Source organism: Pseudomonas sp. LS.1a, from assembly GCF_022533585.1.
GTDB lineage: Bacteria > Pseudomonadota > Gammaproteobacteria > Pseudomonadales > Pseudomonadaceae > Aquipseudomonas.
The window spans coordinates 2,805,521-2,827,962 of sequence record NZ_CP092827.1 but is presented as its reverse complement, the minus strand read 5'-3'; the positions used below and the strand labels follow the sequence as shown (position 1 = coordinate 2,827,962).

20 protein-coding genes and 1 pseudogene are annotated in these 22,442 nt (G+C 61.5%); 7 read left to right on the top strand and 14 right to left on the bottom strand.

Features of this window, described 5'->3' with window-relative positions; translation table 11 throughout:
* The first annotated feature begins 84 nt into the window (after positions 1–84).
* Entirely contained in the window at positions 85–915 is an 831-nt protein-coding gene (locus tag MKK04_RS13105) for an oxidoreductase (RefSeq protein WP_241106764.1), read from the top strand.
* Positions 916–1,082: 167 nt separating this feature from the next.
* Here MKK04_RS13105 and MKK04_RS13100 read toward each other — a convergent pair whose 3' ends face one another.
* The 7 genes from MKK04_RS13100 to MKK04_RS13070 form a co-directional block, all read right to left on the bottom strand.
* Positions 1,083–1,583, bottom strand: a complete 501-nt coding sequence (locus tag MKK04_RS13100) for a peroxiredoxin (RefSeq protein ID WP_207832092.1) — start codon at positions 1,581–1,583, stop codon at positions 1,083–1,085.
* Positions 1,584–1,673: 90 nt separating this feature from the next.
* On the bottom strand, positions 1,674–2,093 hold the full coding sequence (locus MKK04_RS13095) for a DUF6691 family protein (protein WP_207832094.1): 420 nt from the start codon (positions 2,091–2,093) through the stop codon (positions 1,674–1,676).
* Between the two features lies 1 nt (position 2,094).
* The gene (locus tag MKK04_RS13090) at positions 2,095–2,532 is read right to left on the bottom strand and encodes a YeeE/YedE family protein (RefSeq protein ID WP_207832096.1); all 438 of its coding nucleotides are present in this window, start codon (positions 2,530–2,532) and stop codon (positions 2,095–2,097) included.
* A gap of 148 nt (positions 2,533–2,680) precedes the next feature.
* Positions 2,681–3,571, bottom strand: a complete 891-nt coding sequence (locus MKK04_RS13085) for a universal stress protein (RefSeq protein ID WP_207832098.1) — start codon at positions 3,569–3,571, stop codon at positions 2,681–2,683.
* 28 nt (positions 3,572–3,599) lie between these two features.
* Entirely contained in the window at positions 3,600–5,219 is a 1,620-nt protein-coding gene (gene groL, locus MKK04_RS13080; RefSeq protein WP_241106806.1) for a chaperonin GroEL, read from the bottom strand.
* 110 nt (positions 5,220–5,329) lie between these two features.
* Complete coding sequence (locus MKK04_RS13075) at positions 5,330–7,612, bottom strand: heavy metal translocating P-type ATPase (RefSeq protein WP_241106763.1); 2,283 nt, start codon at positions 7,610–7,612, stop codon at positions 5,330–5,332.
* Positions 7,613–7,617: 5 nt separating this feature from the next.
* Positions 7,618–7,872, bottom strand: a complete 255-nt coding sequence (locus MKK04_RS13070) for an Lpp/OprI family alanine-zipper lipoprotein (RefSeq protein ID WP_233687849.1) — start codon at positions 7,870–7,872, stop codon at positions 7,618–7,620.
* A 248-nt stretch (positions 7,873–8,120) separates the two neighbouring features.
* On the opposite strand from MKK04_RS13070, the gene ftsH reads away from it, so the two are divergent.
* Both ftsH and MKK04_RS13060 read left to right on the top strand, forming a co-directional pair.
* Entirely contained in the window at positions 8,121–9,962 is a 1,842-nt protein-coding gene (ftsH, locus tag MKK04_RS13065) for an ATP-dependent zinc metalloprotease FtsH (RefSeq protein ID WP_207832105.1), read from the top strand.
* A 28-nt stretch (positions 9,963–9,990) separates the two neighbouring features.
* Positions 9,991–10,416: a potassium channel family protein gene (locus tag MKK04_RS13060; protein ID WP_207832107.1), complete on the top strand. Its 426-nt coding sequence runs from the start codon at positions 9,991–9,993 to the stop codon at positions 10,414–10,416.
* A gap of 151 nt (positions 10,417–10,567) precedes the next feature.
* Here MKK04_RS13060 and MKK04_RS13055 read toward each other — a convergent pair whose 3' ends face one another.
* The 3 genes and pseudogenes from MKK04_RS13055 to MKK04_RS13045 all read right to left on the bottom strand — a co-directional run bounded on the left by MKK04_RS13055 (position 10,568) and on the right by MKK04_RS13045 (position 12,712).
* Entirely contained in the window at positions 10,568–11,299 is a 732-nt protein-coding gene (locus MKK04_RS13055) for a helix-turn-helix domain-containing protein (protein WP_207832109.1), read from the bottom strand.
* Positions 11,300–11,652: 353 nt separating this feature from the next.
* Positions 11,653–11,781 (bottom strand): annotated as a pseudogene (locus tag MKK04_RS13050) (phosphoribosyltransferase); the annotation flags it as partial.
* Between the two features lie 4 nt (positions 11,782–11,785).
* Positions 11,786–12,712 (bottom strand): universal stress protein, encoded by a 927-nt coding sequence (locus tag MKK04_RS13045; protein WP_207832111.1) that lies wholly within the window; start codon positions 12,710–12,712, stop codon positions 11,786–11,788.
* A gap of 428 nt (positions 12,713–13,140) precedes the next feature.
* Here MKK04_RS13045 and MKK04_RS13040 point away from each other — a divergent pair, with 428 nt between their 5' ends.
* Together MKK04_RS13040 and MKK04_RS13035 are read left to right on the top strand one after the other, a co-directional pair.
* A complete protein-coding gene (locus MKK04_RS13040; protein WP_233694512.1) occupies positions 13,141–14,382 on the top strand; it encodes an MgtC/SapB family protein in 1,242 nt (413 codons plus the stop codon).
* A 146-nt stretch (positions 14,383–14,528) separates the two neighbouring features.
* Positions 14,529–14,951 carry a hypothetical protein gene (locus MKK04_RS13035; RefSeq protein WP_207832115.1) on the top strand — a complete coding sequence of 141 codons (423 nt, stop codon included), beginning with the start codon at positions 14,529–14,531 and terminating at the stop codon, positions 14,949–14,951.
* Positions 14,952–14,985: 34 nt separating this feature from the next.
* On the opposite strand, the gene MKK04_RS13030 is transcribed toward MKK04_RS13035, so the two are convergent.
* Together MKK04_RS13030 and MKK04_RS13025 are read right to left on the bottom strand one after the other, a co-directional pair.
* Entirely contained in the window at positions 14,986–15,612 is a 627-nt protein-coding gene (locus tag MKK04_RS13030; RefSeq protein ID WP_233687852.1) for a dTMP kinase, read from the bottom strand.
* Between the two features lie 135 nt (positions 15,613–15,747).
* Positions 15,748–17,391, bottom strand: coding sequence for an acetolactate synthase large subunit (locus tag MKK04_RS13025; RefSeq protein WP_241105936.1), 1,644 nt, complete (start codon positions 17,389–17,391; stop codon positions 15,748–15,750).
* A 170-nt stretch (positions 17,392–17,561) separates the two neighbouring features.
* Between MKK04_RS13025 and MKK04_RS13020 the strand changes: the two genes are divergently transcribed.
* Both MKK04_RS13020 and MKK04_RS13015 read left to right on the top strand, forming a co-directional pair.
* Positions 17,562–18,443 (top strand): LysR family transcriptional regulator, encoded by an 882-nt coding sequence (locus MKK04_RS13020; RefSeq protein WP_207837349.1) that lies wholly within the window; start codon positions 17,562–17,564, stop codon positions 18,441–18,443.
* 175 nt (positions 18,444–18,618) lie between these two features.
* A complete protein-coding gene (locus tag MKK04_RS13015; RefSeq protein WP_241106762.1) occupies positions 18,619–19,803 on the top strand; it encodes an MFS transporter in 1,185 nt (394 codons plus the stop codon).
* Between the two features lie 178 nt (positions 19,804–19,981).
* Here MKK04_RS13015 and MKK04_RS13010 read toward each other — a convergent pair whose 3' ends face one another.
* Entirely contained in the window at positions 19,982–21,148 is a 1,167-nt protein-coding gene (locus MKK04_RS13010; RefSeq protein ID WP_233688307.1) for a M20 aminoacylase family protein, read from the bottom strand.
* Positions 21,149–21,225: 77 nt separating this feature from the next.
* On the bottom strand, positions 21,226–22,437 hold the full coding sequence (locus tag MKK04_RS13005; RefSeq protein WP_241106761.1) for a diaminopropionate ammonia-lyase: 1,212 nt from the start codon (positions 22,435–22,437) through the stop codon (positions 21,226–21,228).
* Positions 22,438–22,442 lie beyond the last annotated feature (5 nt).

Genomic DNA, 22,442 nt, shown 5'->3' with positions numbered 1-22,442 from the left:
TCACAGCAATCCACAGATTTTAAAGTTCGTTCAACTCATCAAGAAGGCCCGCATGGTGCAGGGTCGGATACAGGAGGAGTTGACATGCGTACCTGGCTCATTACTGGCGCTTCCCGCGGTTTCGGCACCCTGATCACCCAACAGGCCCTGGCAGCGGGTGACGCCGTCATTGCAACGGCGCGTAACCCGGAGGACATCCAGGCTCGTCTTGGCCAGCACCCGAACCTGCTGGCCGTGCGCCTGGATGTGACCCGCGAAGAGGACGCCCATGCAGCGGTCGCAGCTGGCATCAGGCATTTCGGGCAAATCGACGTGCTGGTCAACAATGCCGGGTATGGCGTGCTCGGTGCGGTAGAAGAAACCAGCGCCAGCGAAACCGAACGGTTGTTCGCCACCAACGTTTTCGGGCTGCTCAATGTAACCCGTGCGGTATTGCCTCACATGCGTCGCCAACGCAGTGGCCACGTGATCAACATCTCGTCGCTCGGCGGCTACCAGGCCTACATGGGCTGGGGCGTGTATGGTTCGACCAAGTTCGCTGTCGAAGGCATCAGCGAAGCGCTGCACCAGGAACTGGCTCCCTTGGGGATCAAGGTGACCGTGGTCGAGCCGGGCTTCTTCCGTACCGACTTCCTGGATGACCAGTCGTTGGTGAAGACGACCCTTGAGCTGCCTGACTACGCGGCCACCGTCGGTGTCATGCGCCACTACGCCGAGGCGGCCAACCATGCCCAGCCGGGCAACCCTGCAAAGCTGGCTGAAGCCCTGCTGGCCGTGGCCAATGCAGCGAACCCGCCACTGCGCCTGGCGCTGGGCAGCGATGCCGTCGCGCGCATCGAGGCCAAGAACAGCGCAGTGGAGCAAGAGCTGGCCCAGTGGCGGGACCTGTCCCTCTCTACCGACTTTGCTGCGTAGCCGTTACCCCGCGCGTTCCTTGTGGGAGTGGGCGTGCCCGCGAACACCGGCGCAGCCGGTGCCATGCACCGCGTTGGAGTCTTCGCGGCTAAAGCCGCTCCCACAGGGTACGAGGATCGCTTGCGCAATCTCCCACCGGAACCGCGCATGCCTTCAGGGCTCAGGAACTAACGCAGCAATGCCAACATGCTTGCGGCATCGCTGCACTCGAACTTGCCGGGTGCTTCGACCGCAATGTGCTTGACCACCAGATCGTCGACCAACATGGCATAGCGTTGCGAACGTCGGCCCATGCCGCGCGCAGAGAGGTCCTGCAACAGACCCAGCGCCTCGCTGAATTCACCGTTGCCATCGGCAATCATCCTGACCTCCTCGCCCACCTGCAGGCTCACGCCCCAGGCATTCATGACGAATGCATCATTGACTGAAACACAGAGAATTTCGGCAACCCCGGCAGCGAACAGGTCCTGTGCCGCAGCCACGTAACCTGGTACATGCCGCTCCGAACAGGTAGGCGTGAAGGCACCTGGCAAGCCGAAAATCACTACCTTTTTCTGTTTGCAGCGTTCGTGCAGGGAAAACGCGTTCGGGCCGATCGCGCAGGCGCCCTCTCCGTTGCTGTACTCGTAAAGCGTTACGTCGGGCAGTGTATCGCCGGGCTTGATCATCGCTGTTTCCTTGAGCGGTAAATGGCCAGGCATGATGCAGCAACCCACCAGGGTACGTACATACAGCGGTTTATTCAGACAATCCCGGAGTCAGGTGTCACGGCGTGTCTGAATCCACTGGAACAATGTCATGCCTACCAGCATCGCAGCGACGAACAGCCAGGCCTGCCAGTAACCGGCAGGCAGCAGAACCAGTGCCGGCCCCGGGCAGATACCCGCAAGCCCCCAGCCAACGCCGAATACCAGGCTGCCACCAATAAGACGGCGATCCACATCGCGTCGCTCGGGCAACTGCATCACCCCACCCAGCAATGCCGTTGAATGTCGGCGCGCCCAGCGCATCGGCAACCAAACCGTAGCAATGGCCCCGATCATCACCAGCCCCAGCGAAGGGTCCCACTCTCCGGCAATGTCGAGGAAACCGAGCACCTTGGAAGGGTCGGCCATCCCCGCCAGCAATAACCCAACGCCGAACAGCACCCCGGCGATAAACCCACTGATGACAGGCATGTCAGCCCCCTTGTACAAGGTGTCGGACGACATACACCGTGGCAAAACCGGTTGCCATGAAGCACAGCGTTGCCACGGCCGAACGTGGTGACAGGCGAGAAAGGCCGCAAACGCCGTGGCCGCTGGTGCAACCGCTGCCGTAGCGCGTGCCGAGGCCTACCAACAGCCCTGCCATGATGAGGGTCCCAGATGCCGTGGTGAAGCGGGGGGACGGCAGCGTGGCAAATATCCCCCACAACAGCGGTGCTGCCAGCAATCCCAAGAGAAAGGCCAGCTTTTCTCTGCGCCCTTCCCCGCCTCGCTGCAACATCGAACCAAGCAATCCACTGATTCCCGCAATACGGCCGTTCATCACCGCGAACAAACCAGCCCCCAGCCCGATCAACGCACCACCGGCCAGAGCGGACCATGGCGTGAAGGCCAGCAAATCAATTGCCATCGTGTTTCTCCCTGCAACAGGAATAGAGAACGATGAAGTTTCAACACAAACAGAATAAATTCAAGATTATCCCGGGGGATGCCGTGGGCATCGGCCAGCTCATCGAACGGCAACTGCAGCGAATCGCGCACTTCGTCAGCCCAGGGCCCTACACGGCCAGAATATTGCAGGATAGCTGGTACAAAACGTGCTCGGTGGTGCTGCCAAACAGCCGGTCCAGCCCCTTTGCAAAAGGCCTGCCCATGACAATGACGTCCACAGGGTGAGTCTCCACGTACTCGCTGAGCACGGTGACCGGGCGGCCCAGGACGAAGTGGCGGCGTTCGGCCGGGGCACCATAACGGTCGGCCAGCGCCGTGAAGTCAGCCTCGAGGGTCTGCCGCAACTGTTCGCCAACATCGCCGACTGCCCACATGGAGTAGCCCATATCGCCCATGTAGGCCATCGTCAGGTCACAGGCATGCAGCAGATCCAGTTGCGCTCCAGTCTGCACGGCCAAGGCGTTGGCCTGCTGGACAATGCTGTCATTGCGCGCCTCGCCCTCAGGTGACGAATCCGCTACGTCCACTGCCGCCACTATCTGCCGTGGCATAGCGGGCCTGGCAGCCCCCAATAGATAGACCGGGATCGGGCAATGGCGCAGCAGCTTCCAGTCCAATGGGGTAAAGAAAGCTCGCTTGAGTACCGGCTCGTGATCGACCTGCTTGAGTAACAGATCCGGTTGCATTTCCAGCGCATGCTCCAGAATATCTGCCTGCAGATCGCTACTCCAGGCAACTTCGCTCGTTACTTGCATGCCCGAAGCGCGTAGCGCTTGCGCCTGGCTTTCAAGCTGTTGCTGCTGGGATTGCAGGTAGGCCTGCCGCTCCGCTAGACGATCACCTGTCTCCAGGAACCTGAGTTTATCCAGCGACTCCAGCAGGCCGACGATATGCAGGCTGGCCGAACTTGACCTGGCCAGGGCGGCAGCTTGCTCCAAAGCACTGGACTGACGCAATGCCGGATGCAGGATCAGCAGCAGGCGTTGATAGTGGCTCATGGTTGCCTCCAACGGTCGGTTCGCCTGATCACTCAGGCGAGGGGGGTTGCATCAAAGGCGGTGTCTTTTCGGGGATGTCGGTCATGGTTGCCTCGGTCAGCAGCAGGATACTGGCGACCGACACGGCGTTCTCGAGTGCGATGCGCACCACTTTGGTGGGGTCGATAATCCCGGCTTCATACAGGTCCACGTAGGCGTTGGCCGCGGCATCGAAACCGATACTGCCCGATTCGGCGAGCATGCGTGCCACCACCACGCCCGCGTCGACTGCGGAATTTTCGGCGATCATTCGCGCTGGAGCCTCCAGCGCCCGCCGCAGTATTTGCAGGCCAGTGCGCGTATCGCCTTCACTACCTGCCTCTTCGGCGAGCAGCGCAGGCACGGCCTTGAGCAAGGCCAGACCACCGCCTGGCACTATGCCTTCGGCAATAGCCGCACGGGTGGCGGCCAAGGCGTCATCCAACGCATCCTTGCGCGCCTTCATCTCCGTTTCGCTGGGTGCGCCCACACGTATCACTGCCACGCCGCCAGCAAGCCTTGCCAGGCGCTCATGAAGTTTTTCCCGGTCATAATCGCTGGTGCAGGCCTCGATCTGAACCCGGATTTGCGCGATCCGTGCCGCCACGGCTTGCTGGGTTCCCTTGCCCCCGATCAGCGCCGTGCTGTCTTTCAACACCACCGCACGGTGCACCTGGCCCAGCTGGGACAACTGCAGCGTATCGAGATTGACGCCAAGCTCCGCTGAAACCAGGGTCGCCCCCGTGAGCACGGCGATGTCCTGCAGCATTTCCTTGCGCCGATCGCCATAGCCGGGAGCCTTCACCGCCACTGCTCGCAGAACCCCGCGAATCTGGTTGACCACCAACGTGGTCAGCGCCTCGCCGTCAATGTCCTCGGCGATCACCACCAGCGGCTGGCCGCTTTTCGCCACTTGCTCCAGCAAGGGCAGCAAGTCATTGAGTGCGCCTATCTTGTGGTCGCAAAGCAAGACACAAGCATCGGTCAGTTCTACCTGCATCTTTTCGGTATCAGTCACAAAGTAAGGAGACACATAACCTCGGTCAAAGCGCATGCCATCCATGATGTCGACCACGGTCTCGGTGGTTTTGGATTCCTCCACGCTGACCACGCCCTCGACCCCGACCTTCTCCAGGGCATCAGCGACCAACTGACCGATCAACGGGTCGTTATGCGCCGACAAGGTCGCCACCTGGGCCTTTTCCTTGAGCGTGCTGACCTGGCGTGATTGCGCCAGCAGCGATTTCATGACCAATGCCAGCCCCTTGTCCAGGCCACGTTTCAGGTCAATGGCACTGGCCCCTGCCACCACATTACGTACACCATCGGCCAGGATCGCGTGGGCCAGGATAGTCGCGGTGCTGGTGCCATCGCCCACCGCCTCCCCGGTACGCTCGGCCGCCTGGCGCAACATCTGGGCGCCGAGGTTTTCCTCCGGGTCCTGCAGATCGACCCGCTTGGCGATGGTCACCCCATCGTTGCAGACGGTCGGCCTCCCCCAACTACTCTGCATCAGCACCGATTTGGATTTTGGCCCCAAGGTGACGCGTACGGCATCGGCAAGCTGAGTGGCACCACTTAGAATGTTTTCCCGCGCGGCGGAACGGAACAGGATTTTGCTGTGGGGCATGACGTCGCCTCCCATGCAGGTCAGGACTGATCGCGGATGCTGCCAGCATCTCGCTTCCACCCCCCTGATGCTTGATTTTTGTCAACCCATCAGGGCAGCTGAAGCGCTGCTCAGCGGCGATCCAGATATCGATACAAGGCTTCTTCCTGGTCAAAGTGCAGCTTGGCCAGAGTATCCAGACGGATGAGTTGGTGCTGGATATCGTCGGCGCTCGGGCTGTCGGCCGCCCGGCTGAAATCCCGGCTCATGCACGACAGCAGATGGATGAGCCGAAAGATTTCCCGATGGGTATGGCTCATTGCAGACAGTGGATCTTCGCCGGGAATGAAACGGCTCAACGCCGGATACAAGCGGCGTTCGTCGTCGCGCTCGTGCCGCTCCAGTAGGTCGTGCAGCGCACCGACCAGCTCGCGCAGGTCGGCCCGAGCCTGCACGACAGGGCGCCTGGCGAAGTCGCAAGCCATCTGGCTAAGCTGCGTCAGCAGCCCGTCGAGTTCCCGATGCTCATCCTGCATCCGGTTCAGGTCTTCCACGGAGAGCACGTTGTGCCGTCGGTTCGCCAAGGGACCAAGCGCGCGCAAGGCGTTGATGATGATCAACAGGTCGATACCTTCCTGCAGCACCGCCCCCATCAATGCTGGCAGGTAACCGGCTGCGGCGACCAGCATAGCCAGCAATGACAGGCTCATGCCCACCCATACCCCCTGCCGGGCGATATGCACGGCATGCCGGGCGATATCCAGTACCTCGACCAACCGATCGAGCCTGTCGACCAGCAAGACCACACCGGCGGCCTGCGCCGAGGCAGTCACACCAGTGGCACCCATGGCAACGCCAACATCGGCTGCAGCCAACGCCGGCGCATCGTTGATGCCATCACCGACCATCAGCGTCGGTGCACTGCGGCAGCCTTGCTGGACCAGGCGAACTTTGTCCTGCGCAGAAAGCCCTGAACGAAGTTCGTCGATGCCCGCTGTCAGAGCAATCATCTCGGCCGTTTCCGGGCGATCTCCGGTCAGCATGACAATCTTGTCGATGCCGCGGGCACGTAGCAGACGCAAGGTCTGGGGTGTTTCCCGACGCAGGTCGTCGGCAAGCCGCAGCACAGCTTTCAACGCACCGTCGACCGCCACGAAACTGCCACTGTTGGCCAGGTAGTCCAGTTGCTGTAAACGCGCCTGAGCCCAGCTGCCATCGTCTGTGCCATTGCGCACATAAGCCAGGGCCCCCAAGCGGACGGCCTTGCCCTGCACATTGCCGGCAAGCCCCAGGCCAGGGCTTTCCTGTACCTGTTGTGCTGGTGTCAGCGCCAGATTGCGCAGGCGTGCAGCGTGAACAATGGCCTGGGCAATCGGATGGGTGGATGCCTGGGCCAACGACGCGGCCAGTTGCAAGATCTGCAAAGGCGTCCCCTCTCCTTTGACCTCGATCGATTGCAACTGGGCATGGCCGCTGGTCAGGGTGCCGGTCTTGTCGAGGAACACATGACGGATCCCGGCCAGCGCTTCCAGCACCTCGCCATCGCGCACCAGGATGTTGCGCCGCGCGGCTCTGGAAATACCTGACAGAATGGCTATCGGTACTGCCAGTATCAGTGGGCAAGGCGTGGCAACCACCAGCACAGCCAGCACCCGTTGCACATCGCCACTGGCCCACCAAGCCAGCGCGGCGATGAACAACGTCAGCGGAATGAGCGCCAGCGCGTAACGGTCGGCCAAGCGCACGAAGGGTGCTCGTGACTGGCGTGCTGTTTCGGCCAGACGCACGATGCCGGCGTAGGTGCTCTGCGCGGCGGTGTGCGTGGCCAGCAACAGCAACGGCGCGCCCGCGTTGATCACACCGCTGGGCACGGACTCGCCAGCATGGCGGGTGACGGGTAACGATTCGCCAGTCAACGCGGCCTCGTCGAGGGTCGCCTGTTCCGTCTGCAGGCGTCCGTCCACCGGTACCACTTCACCAAGTCGCACCAGCACGACCTGGCCAGGCCGGACTTCGCTCACGGGCACCTCTCGCAGCCTGTCGTGCTCCTGAACCCAGGCCCGTTGGGGAGCCCTGTCGATCAGTGCGCGCAACTCGCGCTCGGCATGACGCAAACTGAGCGCCTCCAACGCACGGCCGGTGGCAAGCATGAGTGCGACCACCGCCCCCACCAGCATCTGCTCCAGAGCCAAGGCTGCGCCGATAGACATCAGCGCGATCAGATCGATGCCCGCCTCGCGTCTGGCCAGGCGCTGAGTCATCTCCACCGCCAGCACCACTGCCATGATCGCGCTGCCACCGGCCCAGATCACAGAGGCCCAGGCGGGCTGTTGCGCCGCATAGGCCAGCCCACCGGCCAGCAAGGCCAGAACGCACACCAGCAACAGGACCGGGTCTAGCCATCGACGTGACATGGCGGCTACTTGTGCTTGGCCTGGCGGAGCAACTGCTGGATCTGGTCCTCGGCCTGGGTAGCCCTGCGCAGCGCCTCGTTGGCGGTCTGCTCGACCAGATCGATCCGGTAGCAGACCTGGTCGGCTCGCAGCCTGGCGGTCGCCGCGTTGTTTTCAGCCGACTCCAGACGTGCATCGTATTCCTCGGCAGGCCAACGCGTACATCCCAGGGTGGATGCCAGCAGCAGGCTCGTCAATCCGACAAGCAGATAGCGTTGCATGTAGATGCCCTTTCGCGTGCCCAAGACATCCTGAGTATCGACAGCACCGCCCGCGGCAGCCTGACATTTATCAATCTCATGAGGTATCTGTCAGCGCGTCACCTTGACCTTTGTCAATCGCCCAACAACGCTGGAGCGTAGAAAAAGGGCTCAAGGCATTCCAACCCACTACTGGATCTGATGCTGGAGCTCATCATGAGCGACCTGGAACTGCGCAACCTGGTACTCAGCCCAGAGGAGGGATGACCATGAACAAGGGTCAGCCATGGAAATTCTATTTCCTGGCCATCGGGCTGTCGGTGCTGGCCGCAGTTCAACTCGGCCTGTTCAACCGGCCGGCGGTGCAGGCCATTCCTTACAGTCAGTTTTTACAGCTGCTGGAACAGCAGAAAGTCAACGACCTGCGCATCGAGCACGACCGCATCCTGGGCAGGCTGCAGGAACCCATCGATGGACATTCGCTGTTTTCCACGGTGCGTATCGACCCGGTGCTCAGCGAGCAGCTGGGGCGATCGGGGGCGGTGTTTACCGGCGTCGCCGAGGACAGCGCGCTGGCCACCACGGTGGGCTGGTTCATGCCACTGCTGATGATGCTGGTTTTGTGGTACTTCCTGTTCCATGGGCTTGGTGAAAAACAGGGCCTGGGCGGGCTGATGGGTGTAGGCAAGTCACGCGCCCGCGTCTATGTCGAGCGCGATATCAAGGTGACCTTTGCCGATGTTGCCGGTATAGACGACGTCAAGGATGAGCTGACCGAGATCGTCGCCTTCCTGAAGAACAAGGCGTGGTATGCCCGCCTTGGCGCTCACGTGCCCAAGGGTACGTTGCTGGTCGGTCCTCCCGGTACCGGAAAGACCTTGGTCGCCAAGGCCATTGCTGGCGAAGCGGCGGTCCCGTTCTTTTCCATTTCCGGGTCGGAGTTCGTCGAGATGTTCGTGGGCGTGGGCGCTGCGCGGGTTCGCGATCTTTTCGACCAGGCACGCCAGGCGGCGCCTTGCATCATCTTCATCGATGAGCTGGACGCCTTGGGCAAGATGCGTGGGCTTGGCAGCCTTGGCGGCAATGATGAGAAGGAGCAAACGCTCAATCAACTGCTGGCCGAACTGGATGGCTTTGACGCGCGCGAAGGCGTCGTGCTGCTGGCGGCAACCAACCGCCCCGAAGTGTTGGACCCGGCGCTGCTGCGCGCAGGACGGTTCGATCGGCAGATTCTCATCGACAGGCCCGACCGCAAAGGTCGCCTGGCGATTCTCAAGGTGCACTTGCACAAGATCGTCTACAAGAACGACCTGGACTGCGAGCGCATTGCCGAAATCACGCCAGGCCTGACCGGTGCAGACCTGGCTAACCTGGTGAACGAAGCGGCCATCATCGCCACGCGGCGTGCCAGCCAGTGGGTCGAACTGCAGGACTTCACTGCTGCCGTCGAGCGCCTGGTCGCGGGTGTGGAACGCAAGGGCAACGTGCTGCGCGACGATGAACGTCAAGTGGTCGCGTACCATGAAATGGGCCACGCCTTGGCGGCGAGCAGCCTGCCAGCGATGGACCCGGTGCACAAAGTCTCGATCATCCCCCGCGCCGCTGGCTCGCTGGGTTATACCCTGCAACGGCCCACCGATGACCGTTTCCTGATCAGCGCACAGATGCTCCGTGACCGTATCGTCGTGATGATGGCCGGGCGCGCTGCCGAAAACCTGGCATTCGGCCAGGTCTCGACCGGTGCCGCCGACGACCTGGGGCGCGCCACTGACATAGCCCGGCAGCTGATCACGCGCTTCGGCATGAGCGCGGAGCTGGGCCAGGCGGTGCTGGAGCGGCAGCAGGCCGGTTATCTGGGCGAGTCGGTGTTGCGCCAGGAGCGCAAGGACTATTCTGAACAGACCGCACGGGAGATCGACCTGGGCATTCGTGGCTTGCTGGAAGAGGCCTACAGCCGTGCCCGGGTGTTGCTCGAACAGCGCCGGGCAGATCTCGACGCCGGAGCACGCCTGTTACTGGCCAAGGAGACCATCACCCCCGAAGAATTCCCGGCGCTGCTGCCGCTGGTCAAGGAACCTGTCACCTACCCGCTACTCGACACAGCCAAATGACGCTCCGCTCCTGATCAGGATAGCGACCATGCTCATCGTCACATTGATCAACATGCTGGTGGTCATACTGGTGGTAATCATTCACTACGAATGCTTGCTGCGTCTGAATGACTGGCTACCGCAGCTGAAATTGTGGAGCCGATTCCGAATAGTCGCGGGTGTGTTCGGCGCGCTGCTGGCCCATGCCCTGGAGGTCTGGTGTTTTGCCTTGGCCTATTACCTGATGGCTCACGCTGATGGCTGGGGCACGCTCAGTGGCAATTTCGATGGCAGCTTCCTGGATTGCGTGTACTTTTCCTTCACCACCTACACCACCATCGGCTTCGGCGACATCGCCCCTACCGGGCACCTCAAATACCTCACTGGCCTGCAGGCATTGACCGGCCTGGTGCTGATCACCTGGACAGCTTCGTTCCTGTTCCTGGAAATGCAGAAGTACTGGAAAGCCAAATAGCGGTGGTTCAATCGTTTGGCGGACACGTGAAGTGCCATCGCAGCCACAGCGCATCCGGCTGCGAACAGACCATGTGCCCTACCCTGCCTGGAGTACCCAGTCGCCATTGGGTGGGCTTGTGCAACGCGCTATGACAGGGTGCTCGTGGCGCTTAAATGGGTTCCTCCAGCCGGCTGAGGTTGAGCAGCCCTTGTTGGTCGACAATTCGTACCTCGCGCCCTGCGCATTGCATGAACCCTGCCTCGATGAACCGGGTGAACAACCGGCTGACGGTTTCCTGAGTGAGGTCCAGGTAGTTTGCGATATCGCTACGGGACATGGGTAGATTGAAAACATCAGCCCTCAATCCGCGGTCATGGTAGCGCGCCGACATGCCCAACAGGAATATCGACAACCGTTGATCGGCCCGCCCATGGCAGCACCGCAGGTGTTCATCCTTGCCCTGGATGCCCAGGCTCAGCATATGCAGTAGCTGGTAGCGTAAGCCAGGGATCTGCCCTGACAGATCAACCAGCTGATCCAGCCGGATGGAGCAGACCAGAGAAACTTCAAGCGCCAGCGCGTAGCTTCGATAATGACTCGCACCGATAGCGTCCAGCCCCAGCATCTCACCCGGCAGGACGAAGCCAGTGACCCGCTCGTTGCCCTCGGCATCAAGCAGGAAGTTCTTGATGGCCCCCGAGCGCAGGGCAAATACATGCTCCATGGGCTCGTCGGCCTTGAACAGATAGGCGCCCTTCTTCAACGGACGGTTACGGCGCACGATACGTTCCAGCTGGTCCACTTCGTCAGCACTGAGGCTAGCGGGCAAGCAAAGGCGGCTCAACGAACACGCAAGGCACTTCACATGGGGCCTTGCCCCCATATCTACAGGGCCTGACATGGTGACGCCTCAGGTTTTTTTCATGCGACCATTAATTCAAAATTAGCCGCTACGCTCAGTGTTTTCCGGGCTACCGACGAAGGGTAATGTCACCTGCTCAGCGCTTATGCCAATCGCTGTGAATACGACCTGATGGTCAATGGCTGCCCGCATAATCCGTGGCAGCGCGAGACCCTGCAGTACCTTCTGAGCCATCTCAAATGCTGCCTGATTGTGGTCAATACCGCAGGCACGCCAATACAACAAGCGGCCAGGGCCTGTACGGACCGTTCTTTTCCTCAGTTTGACAGCGAAAAGCAGCTGCCAGCCGAGCAATTGACAACTGTCAAGTCAGTGCAAGGTCATGGAACGAAACTGTATTTCCGCTCCGGTACCAGCGGGCACACCAGTTCATCCACTTCGCGGTGCATCACGTCCAGGGTTTCCGGTGGCGCAACCGGGATCACGACCACGATCCATGCAGGTGACCGAGCAGGTACAGCCAGATCAGCCTTGGGAATGCTCCGGTGAAATAACCAGTACGCTGCTGGACAGACGATGCATCACCCGTTCCGCCGTGCTGCCGATAAACCAGCCGATGCCATGGTGGTGATAACTGCCCATGACCAGCACATCGATATCATTGTTATCCATGAACACCGCCAGGGTCTTGGCTGGATCGCCTATTCGCATGTGGCGGTGTTCGGCGGCGATGCCATTGCGCTCGGCAAGCGACTGGAAAGCTTCGCTCTGGGCCTCATGAAGGGTTCGGGCGGAATTCGAGTCGAACAGGAACGAGTGTTCCCGGCTGCCGCCAGCGTCCAGATACATCGACCCCAGGTCATAGGCATATAGCAATTCGATCTGGGCATTGCATTGCAATGCCAACTTCAGCGCTTCACTGATGATCTGGTCGTTGAAGCCCTCATACTGATCTTCAGGCCTGGACAGGTCCACGGCTGCAAGGATCTTTCGCGGCAGCGCATGGCTGGCGTTGTGTACCAGGTGCAACGGGATGCGTGTATCGCGCAGTAGCTGAACATCCAGTGACGTGAACATGGCGCGCATCCACCAGGGCTCATGCTCGAGCTCCTTGATCAGCATTGCGAAAGGCTGCTCGCGCAAGTGCGCGAGGATCTCGTCCAGTGGATGCTGCACCCACACCACTTCCGTGGTGACCGTGACACCATTGCGCCGCATCGACAGCGCCTGGGACTCCAGCCAGTCACGGTGCTGCTGTACATAGCCTTCGCGCATGACAGCCAGCGCCTGGTCATTGACCAGACCCGCCGTGGCAAGCCCTTCCAGATAATCGAACGCCACAATGTGCAGCGCCATGCCCTTGGCCTTGGCCAGCGCTGCTGCGCGATCATAGACCGGAGTCCGGCGCATCAGGGCTGACGCTAACAGCAGCAGTCTTTGTGGATTTTCCATGGCACACCTCTGCGGTTGCGGTACGTACCTGGAGCATCTGCCACTCACCTTTTGCAAATTTGATGTTTGTCAACTGCCCGCTTCCGCGCAGATAAACGGCATTCTGGATGGCGCGGGAATTTGATGCGGATCAAGGCTTCTAGCCGCTAACGGAGCACGCTACTGGCATATCGACAATGATTTCTTGCTTCGCAGGCGCGCCATGGCGACAAAGAGCGCATGCGCCGGCTATCTGCGCGATGGTGTCATGAAGATTCGCTGTTTGCGCTTTGCCAATCTCCGATGCCCGGAGGAGGCCTGAAAATGCCCGATCAACTGCAAGTCGCGCTTCTTGGTCTGTCTGTTTCATCGTGCGTGGCAAATCCGATTTACCTGAAACCGCTGGTGACCTTGTGCAGGGAATGCCGGGGCAGCGGCCTGAAGGCACCATGCTCGACACCCTGAATGTCGGACACGGCGCCGTGGCGCTGGGCATCGGCATGCTGGTAGGGCTTGAGCGCGAACGCAAGAAAGGCCGCAACGAAGACCATGCCGCAGCCGGACTCAGGACCTTCGCCATCACCGCCCTGCTGGGTTACGTCAGCATGTTGCTGGCAGGGCCGATGCTGGTCGGGGTCGCCAGTCTGGGCCTGGTACTGATGCTCTGCATGCACTACCGCAAGCATGCCGACAAAGATCCTGAGGTCACCAGCGAAATCGCTCTGCTGCTGGTGCTGACTCTGGGCGCGCTGAGCCTGAACGAGCCCGAGCTTGCTACAGCGGTAGGCGTGGTACTGACGGTGCTGTTGGCCATGCAGCGTGAGCTTCATCACTTCGTACTGCAGCAGCTTAGTGAAGAAGAACTGCGCGATGGCTTGATGTTGCTGACGGTTGCACTCGTGGTACTGCCGTTGACGCCGGACCGGTTCCTGGGCCCCTACAGCGTGCTCAACCCGCGCACGATCTGCACGTTGGTCGTCCTGCTGATGGCTGTCGGTGCAGTGGGCCATATCGCCATGCGCCTGATGGGCCCTCGATATGGCTTGCCTTTGAGCGCAATAGCGTCAGGCTTTGCCTCAGGCACGGCCACCATTGCGCTGCTGGCCCGTGAAGCGCGGCAACAAAAACTTGCAGTCAGATCCTTCGCGGCCGCGGCGGTGCTGTCCAACCTTGCCAGCATTACGCAATTCGCTTTGGTGCTGACTATCATCGACCGGCACCTGCTGAGCCCTTTCGTGATATCGATCGGGCTTGGCGCATTGGTCACGGTGGTTTACGGAATATTACTGCTGGCACCTTGGCGTGCCGCTTCTGGCGGTTCCGCGGCACATCAGGGTAACGGTGCCTTCAGTCTCTGGACCGCACTGATCATCACGCTTGCCCTGACCGGCGTCGCCCTGTTCTCAGCGTTTCTTCTTCAGCACCTAGGCCACAACGGCGTCAGCATTGCGGCATTCGTCAGCGGGCTGGGTGATGCCCACGCAGCAACTGCGTCGGTGGCCTCGCTAGTGAAGGCCGGACGGCTGGAGGTAGCCGATGTTGTGGTTCCAGGCATGATGGCCGTGACCGGGAACACGCTGACCAAATGTGTGCTGGCGCTCAGCAATGGCGGTTTCCGGTTTGCGCGTTATCTCGTTCCAGCACAGATCATCATCCTCGGGACAATGTGGCTTGGGCTGACTATCTACTGACGAGGCACAGAATATGTGAGAACCGGATGGACCACTTGCCTGATTCAAGTCAAACCAGCGACCAACTGGCTGCTTACACTTAAAACGTCCAGGCATACCAAAGCCTTTGCGGCACGCCATCTATATCCGGATACGTGGAGTTCACCATGCAATCGCAATTGAAATTGATGCTTGCTGTTGTTCTGGCCGGTAGTGCACTCATGGCGCATGCCGATGAAAAGCAAAACGCTGGCGATGCCACTACCAGCGCGCCAGCCGCCAGTACACCCTCCGAGTCGGCCATGAACAAGGCGATGAGCGAACAGATGCACAAGATGCAGGTTGCTCATGACAAAGCCGCCGCAGCGAAGACCCCCGCCGAGCGGCAAGCCGCCATGCACGAGGGTATGCAGACAATGAAGGAAAGCATGGCCATGATGAGCAAGCACCATGCCGCTGGCTGCATGGGCTCGGGCATGGGAATGTCAGGAGCCAAGGGTGGCATGGGTATGGATCACGGAATGATGGACATGATGATGAAGATGATGGATCAGCAATCGTCAATGATGGATATGCCCATGACGCAGTAACCGGCCCTGCTCCACTGTGCCATCGGAGATAGCATCACGGTCGATGACGTGGTCGAAGCACGCTATCGATTTCGTCCACGACCTGCCTTGTTGCATCCTCGATGGCCCCTTCATTACGGCATAGAACCCAGCCGTAATCCGCAATCGCACGCTCGAACGCCTCGGTACAGGCAACCTGCTCGTCCAGGCTATGGATTACCGTACTGCCCAACCCACGCGTTCGTGCCGCGGCCCTTGCCCACGAGGTGTCGGGGGCCGTGACAACGCCTACGTGCAAATCGGGCACTTGCACATATCGCTCGATGTTCAGGCGCAGGATCTCGTCGAACGGCACGGTACGGCGAAATGCGGCATCAGACGGGTACCAGCGATCGATCAGGATGATACTGCCCGCTGGCTGCCTGGGGAGCACGTGCCGGGAAATCCAGGCACGGCTTTCGGCAAAGCGCTCGCATACCCTCAGCTCCAGGTCCCGGGAGGGGTTTCTGGCCAGTTGGTTGACGAGGGCCATGGTTTCCCCCCGGTAGGGGTCGCTTTTTTTCTCGCAAAGCCGGATCACTTTCTTGTGGTCAGCCCTAAGCGCCTTGGTAACGGCTTCCAGAAGTGTGGTTTTGCCGGTGCCCTTGGGCCCATCGATGGAAACAAACAGCGGGCGGGTCATTCTTGATTACCGGTGGGGCCAGGTGCGGGATAAGACCTTAGCGTCATTGGGGCCGCTTTGCGGCCCATCGCGACACAAGGCCGCACCTGAAAGGGATCGGCGCCAGCCTTGAGGTGGCGCCGTACCTGTCAGGCCTTACACCGCCAGCGCGCGCTCACGCAGCTCGCTGTTGAGGATGCGGTCGTTCTCGCTGTAATCGACCGGGCAGTCGATCACGTGCACGCCCGGGGTCTTGATGCAGTGCTCGAGCAGCGGCAGCAGGCCTTCGGCGCTTTCCACGCGGTGGCCGTTGGCACCGTAGGCTTCGGCGTACTTGACGAAGTCCGGGTTGCCGTAGTCCAGGCCGAAATCGGTGAAGCCCATGTTCGCCTGCTTCCAGCGGATCATGCCGTAGCCGTCGTCACGCAGGATCACCACGGTGATGTGCATCCCCAAGCGTACCGCAGTCTCCAGCTCCTGGCTGTTCATCATGAAGCCGCCGTCACCGCAAACCGAGATCACCGGGCGGTCCGGGTGCACCAGGTGCGCAGCCATGGCCGATGGCAGGCCGGCGCCCATGGTCGCCAGGGCGTTGTCCAGCAGTACGGTGTTCGGCTTGTGCGCCTTGTAGTTACGGGCGAACCAGATCTTGTAGATGCCGTTGTCCAGGGCAACGATGCCTTCGGACGGCAGCACGCGACGGATGTCGGCGACCATGCGCTGCGGGTAGACCGGGAAGCGGTTGTCGTCGGCCCCTTCGGCGATCTGTGCTTCGTTGGCTTCACGGATGGCCATCAGGCGAGTGAAGTCCCAGTGTGTGGTGTCACTCAGCGCTTCGCTGATCTGCCACACGGCGTTGGCGATGTCGCCAATCACTTCCACCTGCGGGAAGTACACGGCATCGACTTCGGCAGAGCGGAAGTTGATGTGGATGACCTCGGTGCCGCCACGGACCATGAAGAACGGTGGCTTCTCGATCACGTCGTGACCGATGTTGACGATCAGGTCGGCAGCTTCGACGGCGCGGTGCACGAAGTCACCCGACGACAGCGCGGCGTTGCCCAGGAAGCGTGGGTGACGCTCGTCGACCACACCTTTACCCATCTGGGTGGTGATGAACGGGATGCCGGTCTTGTCGATCAGTTGCTTGAGGACCTTGGCGGTCATCTTGCGGTTGGCGCCGGCGCCGATCACCAGGATCGGGTTACGGGCGTTCTGCAGTTTCTCCACGGCAGCTTCGATGGCCTTGTGCTCGGCCAGCGGGCGACGGCTCAGGCTAGGCGGGATCGGCAGGCTGTCGGTCTGCTCGGCGGCGATGTCTTCCGGTAGCTCCAGGTGCACGGCACCCGGCTTTTCTTCCTCAGCCAGGCGGAAGGCTTCGCGCATACGGGCCGGGATGTTGTCGGCCGAGGCGAATTGGTGGGTGTACTTGGTGATGGGGTCCATCATGCCGCACACGTCGATGATCTGGAAGCGGCCCTGCTTGGACTTCTTGATCGGCTTCTGGCCGGTGATCATCATCATCGGCATGCCGCCCAGGTAGGCGTAGGCGCTGGCGGTGACCAGGTTGGTGGCGCCAGGGCCGAGGGTAGACAGGCTGACGCCGGTCTTGCCGGTCAGGCGACCATAGGTAGCAGCCATGAAACCTGCGGACTGCTCGTGACGGGTAAGTACCAGCTTGATCTTCGACTTGCGCAGGGATTCGAGCAGGTCGAGGTTTTCCTCACCAGGAATGCCGAACACATACTCGACACCTTCGTTTTCCAGGCATTGCACAACGACATCGGCGGCCTTGGCCATTTGGGGTACTACCTCAAAATCTTTGTGGGATTGCAGATTTATTAAGCTGCGTGACTGAGATGTTGCAGGATGTCTCAGTGGCGCGCATCGTAGGCCCTCTGGTTAATAATAATAAATATATTGTTATGATGCGTGGCATCACAGTTTGTTATGAACGGTAACCCCCCTCAATGAACCTCAAGGCATTGCGCTGCTGCGTCGAGATCGTACGCCAAGGCAGCTTCACCAAAGCCGCGCAGCACCTGCATATCGCCCAGCCGGCACTGAGCATGGCCGTTACCCGCCTTGAAGAAGAACTGGGCGTGACCCTGTTCAACCGCACCACGCGCAAAGTCATCCTGACGGCCGAGGGCGAACGGTTCCTGCCACGTATCGAATCGGCCCTGCGCGAAATGGATGTGGCCCGGCAGGAACTGCGCGACATGGCTGACCTGAAACGCGGCGAAGTACGCCTGGGTATCCCGCCGATGTTCGGCCTGCACTATGTGCCCGGGTTGATGAACGCCTTCCGCAAGCTGTACCCGGGCATAGCCATGACCGTGTTCGAAGGCAGCGCCGAGGACATTGGCCATCGCCTGGAACAACGGGAAATCGACCTGGCACTGCTAGAGTCCAGGCGCGTGCCGCCCGACAAGGAATCGATCCTGCTGGGCAGCGACGAGATGCTGGCGTGCATGCACCCTGACCATCCCTATGCCGGCAAGGCCTTCCTTACAGCCGAAGACCTGCGCAATACCGACATGGTGGTGTTCGACCGCACCTTCGTGCAACGCCACCTGCTGGACGCGTTCTTCGCCGAACATGGCATCACTTACCAGGTGGCGCTGCAAAGCAACTTCGTATCGCTGGTGGTGCAGGCCGCGCTGGACAACATGGGCGTGGCGACCCTGCTGCGCTCGGTGCAACAGCGCACGCCGGGCATCGTCGGCGTACCGTTCCGCCCGGCGCAGCTGATGAGCTTCAGGTTGTGCTGGCGCTCGGGGGAATACCTGTCGCTGGCCAGCAAGCGCTTCATCGACTTTGCCGCGCAGACCCATTACCTGGAGCGTTGAAGCCAGCCCGTTGCGGCCTTTTCGCCGGCATGCCCGCTCCCAAAGGAAATCTGCCCGCTCCCACATGTGCTCCCGACAGACGTACGAGGAAGCCAGCCACCTTCCTCGACGTCGCCGTCACGGATTGACTATGATCCCGCCTTGAACGTTTCAGCATGTTTCAACAAGGATCCAGATGTCAGTTCAGGAATTACCCCCCCTCCCTAGCAAAAGCACCGTCGCAAAGATGGAAGCCGCCATGGCGCTGGGCAGCTTTGCGATCGGCACTGGCGAGTTCGCCATCATGGGCCTGATGCCCGACATCGCCAGTAACCTGCAATTGAGCGAGCCCCAGGTGGGCCATGCCATCAGCGCCTATGCGCTGGGGGTGATGGTCGGCGCCCCGACTCTGGCGATCATCGGTGCCAAGCTGTTGCGCAAGCACATGCTGCTGTTGCTGATGGCGCTGTATGCCCTTGGCAACCTGGCTACCGCCTTCGCCCCCTCGTTCGGTGGCCTGGTCGCCTTCCGCTTCATCAGCGGCCTGCCCCATGGCGCCTACTTCGGCATTGCGGCGGTGGTGGCGTCGAGCATGGTGGCCAAAGACCAGCGGGCGGGGGCCGTGGCCCGGGTGATGATGGGCCTGACCTTGGCCATGTTGCTCGGCAACCCGGTCGCCACCTTGCTGGGCCAGTATTCCGGCTGGCGCTCGGCGTTCGTATTGGTCGGCGCGATAGCCCTGTGCACCATAGCCCTGGTCTGGCGCTTCGTGCCCCAGCGCCACGATGAAACGCGCAGCAACCCGCGCAAGGAACTGCAAGCCTTCACCCTGCCGCAAGTGTGGATGGCGCTGGGCATCGCCTCGATCGGCTTTGCCGGCATGTTCTGTGTGTTCAGCTACCTGGCGCCGACGATGTTGCAGGTAACCCAGGTGTCGCCGCAGTGGATTCCGTTCGGCCTGGCAGCGTTCGGCGTGGGCGGCATCGTCGGCAACATCGCCGGCGGCAAACTGTTCGACCGCCTGCAGTTCCGCGCCGTGGGGCTGGTGCTGGTGTGGTCGATTGCCGTGCTGCTGTTCTTCAGCTTTGCCGCGCAGGCGCTGTGGAGCCTGCTGCTGGGCATTGGCCTGGTGGGGACCATGATTGCCCTGGCGGCACCGTTGCAGATCCGCCTGATGGACATTGCCCATGAAGCGCCAAGCCTGGCAGCGGCGTCGAACCATGCGGCATTCAACCTGGCCAATGCGCTGGGGCCGTGGCTGGGTGGCATGGCGATTACCGCGGGCATGGGCTGGACCAGCACCGGCTACATCGGCGCAGCGACGGCGCTGGTCGGGCTGGGGATCTACCTGGTGGCACGGCGGATGAAGGGCGGGCACTGAAACGGGGCTGCCATGCAGCCCATAAGTCATTGAATTAGCCGCTCCCACAGGGTACGAGTATCGCTTGCGAATTCAGTTATCTGTGCGACAGCGCGGCCCAAAGGGCTGGGCAATCTCCCACAGAGACCGCACAATGCTTTAAATTTGTGCGGTCCCTGTGCGGCCCCTGATTCAACGATCAACGCGGCAGGCTGACCCTTGCCACCTCGGCAAAATAGCGGGCCCCGGTCGCCAGGATCGCATCGTTGAAATCATACGAAGCGTTATGCAACGGCGTAGCCCCCGCCTCGCCCTCGGTACCATTGCCGATGAACACGAAGTTGCCCGGCACCTGCTGCAGGAACGCACCGAAGTCCTCGGAAATCATCATCGGCATCACTTCGGCATTCACCGCCTGCGCCCCCACCACATTGCGCGCCGCCGTCACGGCAATTTCCGTGTTAGCCGCCCAGTTCACCGTCGGCGCAAACTCGTGGCTGTACTCGAACCGGCAGGTTGCACCGTGCAAGTGGCAGATACCCTCGCTGATCTCGCGCATGCGCTTCTCCAGCAAGCGTTGTACCTCGGGGCTGTAACTGCGGGTGTCGCCCTTGATCGTGACATGGGTAGGTATCGCATTGCGGATGCCATCAGTAATGAACTCGGTGCAGGAAACCACTGCTGAAAGGCTCGGGTCGACATTGCGCGCGACAATGGTCTGCAAGGCCAGCACGATCTCGGCACCGATCACCATCGGGTCGATGCCCATGTGCGGCCGTGCGGCATGGGTACCCTTGCCCTGGATGTGGATGACGAAGTTGTCCTCGCTGGCCATGATCCCGCCAGCCCGCGTGGCAATATGGCCAGCCGGCATGCCCGGCATGTTGTGCGCGCCATACAGGGCATCGACCGGGAAGCGCTCGAACAAGCCATCGGCCATCATCGCCTTGGCCCCGCGTCCATGCTCCTCGGCCGGCTGGAACAGGAAACGCACGGTACCGTTGAAGTTTCGCTCGCGGCACAGCAGGTCTGCGGCCCCCAGTACCATCGCCATGTGCCCGTCATGGCCGCAGGCGTGCATCTTGCCGTGGTTGCAGGACGCATGGGGCCGTTCATGCGCCTGTTCGGTGATGTTCAGGGCATCCATGTCGGCACGCAGGCCGATCACGCCCGGGCCGTCACCGACAGTGAGGCTGGCAACCAGGCCAGTGCCACCGATGCCTCGGTGCACCTCCAGGCCAAAGCTGGCCAGGATGCTGGCGACCTGTTCGGCAGTGTCGAACTCTTCGAAGCCGGTTTCCGGGTGGCGGTGAAACGCGTGCCGCCAGTGCTTGAGGCGCTGTTCGAATGCAGGGTCATTGCTCATGCTTGAAGTTCCTGTTGCTGGGCCAACGTCGGGCGTTGACCGGAAGGGCCGGTATAACCTGGCCCTCAAGGGGTGGATCAGGTGCGTACCCAGGTTTGCTGGCGTGCCAGTACCGAGCTGGCCGACTCGCCCAGCAGATCGGCGTAGACGCCAGGGGCGGTGGCGCCTTCGGTACTGATGAAGAGGATGCGGGCGTTGCCGTCGAGACCCAGGTCGGCAGCTGCGCCAGCATCCGTTACCAGGTGGGCAAGCCCGGCCAGGCCGGCGACGCTGGACTCACCCGCCACCAGTGGAATGTCGCGAGCGCTGCCAGCCGCCAGGCGGCGCATGGCGGCAACAGCCTGGTCATCGGTGATGGTCATGAAGTAATCGACGCTCGGCTCAAGGAATCGCCAGGCCAATGGCGATGTCTCGCCGCACGCCAGGCCCGCCATTACCGAGTCCACCGAACCGGTCGCCCTGGCCGGTTTGCCGAGCAAGGCACTCTGGTACAGGCAGTCCGCCTGCTCCGGCTCGACCATGACCATCAATGGGCGTTGTGCGCCGTAGTGCTCCCACAGGTAGCTGACGATGCCAGCCGCCAGGCCACCCACCCCGCCCTGCAGGAACACGTGGGTGAAAGGCGGCTGGCCGGCAGTGGCTTCGATGATTTCTGCGGCGATGGTGCCGTAGCCCTGCATCACATCACGCGGGATCACTTCGTAGCCCTCATAAGAGGTATCGGAAACCACGGTCCAGCCGTTGCTGGCCGCCAGCTCCGCAGCGTGCTGGACCGACTCGTCGTAATTGCCGGCAATGCGCACGATCCGCGCGCCGTAGGCGGCAATCGCCTGCTCGCGCTCTATGCTGACGTTGGCATGCAGCACGATCACGCAGTGGCAGCCGATGCTTTGCGCGGCAGCCGCCAGGCCCTTGCCATGGTTGCCATCGGTGGCGCTGACCACGGTGAAGGGGGCCAGCAGGTTCGCGTACTGGCCTGCCAGCAAGCCGCGCGGGTCGAACTGCTGCGCGGGGAAGGTACGCAGGATCAGCCGGACCAGGGCAATCGGCGCGCCCAGCGCCTTGAAACTGCCCAGTTCCGAACGCACCGATTCGTCCTTCACCGTCAGCTGGGCAACGCCCAGCTCCGCGGCCAGGTCAGGCAGGCTGTACAGCGGCGTAGCACCTGCGTTCAAGCGCGCCCAGCCGGCCAGCCACTGGCGGCTTTCTTCAGCCTTGGCGATGCTCATCACCTCCTGCAACGCTTGCGGGTAAGGCTGGCGGCCAGCCTTGGGGTTGGAAACAAACATGCGGC